The organism is Homoserinimonas sp., assembly GCF_056262345.1.
Genome location: NZ_JBACFR010000104.1, coordinates 1 through 2,374, shown reverse-complemented (window position 1 = coordinate 2,374; position 2,374 = coordinate 1). Strand labels below are relative to the sequence as shown.

Genomic DNA, 2,374 nt, shown 5'->3' with positions numbered 1-2,374 from the left:
ACCCGAAAACGCTGCGCTGCCGATCTTCGAGACGGGATCAAACGTGGTCGCGCCAGGGGCCCAGGTATAGGCGCTGAACGGCGTGCTCACGACTGCGGCGCCGGCACTCGGGGTAACTGACCCTCCGCCGAACTGCATGTACGTGCGCCATGACTGCTTGAATCCCCAGTTGAGAGCGGTCGACGAGGTCGATGGCGCAGCGGACGCGGGGGCTGCGCCCATGACGAGGCCGCTGAAGGCCAGGAGAAACGCTGTGAGCAGGGCAAGAAGCGAGCGCGCCGCTCTAGGGCGCGCTGAAAGGGGGTTCACGGGCAGAGACTCCTGGCTGAAGGATGCTACTAAGGGTTGCCTTAGCTAAGTCCGACTGTAGTGTCCCCGAGGCGCCCGCGTCAAAATTCTGCTTAGGTAAACCTAACTAGCGCGGCGTAATGAGGGAACAAACGGGCTCCCCTCGCGTTTAGGCTAGATAAGTCCACACTTTTCGGAAGGCACTCCATGAACGACCAGCCCGGCAACTACCAGGTCACCAAGAGCGAGCAGGAGTGGCGCGACGAGCCCGGCGACGAGCGCTACCAGGTGCTTCGTCAGGCTGGCACGGAGCGCGCCTGGACCGGCGAGCTGCTCGATGAGGGCCGCGCCGGCATCTACACCTGCGCCGCCTGTAACGCAGAACTCTTCAAGAGCGGCACCAAGTTCGACTCCGGATGCGGCTGGCCCAGCTTCTACGAATCGGTGCGCCCCGAGGCCGTCGAGCTCATTGAAGACAACAGCCTCGGAATGGTTCGCACCGAGGTGCGCTGCGCCACGTGCGGCTCGCACCTTGGTCACGTATTCCCCGACGGTTTCGGAACCCCGACCGGCGACCGCTACTGCATGAACTCGCTCTCCCTCAACTTCGAAGAGAAGCCCGCCGCCGAATAGAGCGGCACCCACAGGGTGCGCGAACGCGGGCTAAGATAGCCCGGTGCGTTCGCGCGCACGCGCCTCCTTAGCTCAGTTGGCCAGAGCACCGCTCTTGTAAAGCGGGGGTCGTCGGTTCGAATCCGACAGGGGGCTCCACATTCTCCGCTGGCTACTTCTACCAACGCGCCAGCGCGTCGCCCCACGCGCAACGAGGAGCCTCAGATCCGCGTAGCCCGCACGACAACATCCCGCAGCGTGATCGATTCGCCGCCGTGGGTTGGGGCTTTCCGGGTGGCTTCGACGGAGGATTCGATGCGCCACTCCCCCGTGGCGAACCGGGCGGTGATATCGGCGAGCGCAACGGTTGCATGAGCGGGAGGATGCTCGGGCGACGCAGCGTCGTAGGCGTGGCCGTGCGCGTGGCCGTCGTGCGCGTGGTCAGAGTGCGCCGCCTCGCCGTGACCAACGATGAGCAGGGTCCCTCCCGGCGCCACCCACCGCGCGATGCGCTCGTAGAAATCCAGCTGTGCGGTCGCCGGATGCGCGTAATGCGTCACCACCAGATCGACTTCGGCCGGCGGTTGCCACTCCGTCAGGTCGGCCTCGACCCAATCGACCTCGACTCCCGCCACCAGCGCCTGCTGCCGCGCGTTCTCCAGCGCGGCCGCCGAAATGTCGGCACCCGTAACCCGCCAACCCTGGGTTGCCAGCCAGATCGCCTCGGTGCCTGTGCCACATCCGGCATCGATTGCCGTGCCCGGCGTGAGGCTCTGCGTCTCGCGCACCAGGTGCGGATTGGGTTCGGCAGCAAAGCTCGGAGCCTCGGCCTCTTTCCAGTGTTGCTGCCAGTAGTCACGCTCAAAGCTGTGCGCCACGGATGCCTCGTTTCGTCGCGATGCCGTCGCGTCTATTCAACATCCAGCAACGGGGAGTGAACTGTACCCACTCGCCCCGCCTCGACGAAAGGACGCCCCCATGCGCGCCGTGACTCTCAACAACGGAGTGGAGATGCCCATCCTCGGTTTCGGCGTCTACCAGGTGCCACCGGATGAAACCGAGCAGGTCGTGGCCGACGCACTCGCGGTCGGATACCGTCACATCGACACCGCCGCTGCCTACGGCAACGAGGCTGCCGTGGGCCGGGCTATCGCCGCCAGCGGCATTCCTCGCAGCGAGCTCTTCGTCACCACCAAGCTGTGGGTGCAGGATGCTGGAGAAGACAACACGAAGCGAGCCTTCGACGCTTCTGCCGAGCGTTTGGGCCTCGAGCAGGTCGACCTCTTCTTGATTCATCAGCCGTTCGGCGACTATTTCAGCGAATGGCGCGCAATGGAGTCACTGCATCGGGAGGGCCGCATCCGTGCCATCGGTGTTTCTAACTTTCCCGAGGACCGACTGGTCGATCTGATCATCAACAACGACATCACGCCCGCCGTCAACCAGATCGAAACGAACCCTTTTCGGCAGAACG

4 protein-coding genes and 1 tRNA gene are annotated in these 2,374 nt (G+C 64.5%); 3 read left to right on the top strand and 2 right to left on the bottom strand.

Translation table 11 applies throughout. From position 1 onward, the window contains the following. The coding region (locus AC062T_RS05355) for an HtaA domain-containing protein (protein ID WP_476028086.1) at positions 1 to 309 on the bottom strand (309 nt) is incomplete at its 3' end. Positions 310 to 495: 186 nt separating this feature from the next. Here AC062T_RS05355 and msrB point away from each other — a divergent pair. Then, positions 496 to 921 (top strand): peptide-methionine (R)-S-oxide reductase MsrB, encoded by a 426-nt coding sequence (gene msrB / locus AC062T_RS05350; RefSeq protein WP_476028084.1) that lies wholly within the window; start codon positions 496 to 498, stop codon positions 919 to 921. Between the two features lie 61 nt (positions 922 to 982). Further along, a tRNA-Thr gene (locus AC062T_RS05345) sits at positions 983 to 1,059 on the top strand. 62 nt (positions 1,060 to 1,121) lie between these two features. On the opposite strand, the gene AC062T_RS05340 is transcribed toward AC062T_RS05345, so the two are convergent. Next, a complete protein-coding gene (locus AC062T_RS05340) occupies positions 1,122 to 1,778 on the bottom strand; it encodes a class I SAM-dependent methyltransferase (protein WP_476028082.1) in 657 nt (218 codons plus the stop codon). Between the two features lie 100 nt (positions 1,779 to 1,878). Between AC062T_RS05340 and AC062T_RS05335 the strand changes: the two genes are divergently transcribed. Continuing rightward, the coding region (locus AC062T_RS05335) for an aldo/keto reductase (protein ID WP_476028080.1) at positions 1,879 to 2,374 on the top strand (496 nt) is incomplete at its 3' end.

Bases quoted from the DNA above. Each gene is read 5' to 3' on its own strand.
- msrB (WP_476028084.1), top strand. From the start codon at position 496: ATGAACGACCAGCCCGGCAACTACCAGGTCACCAAGAGCGAGCAGGAG.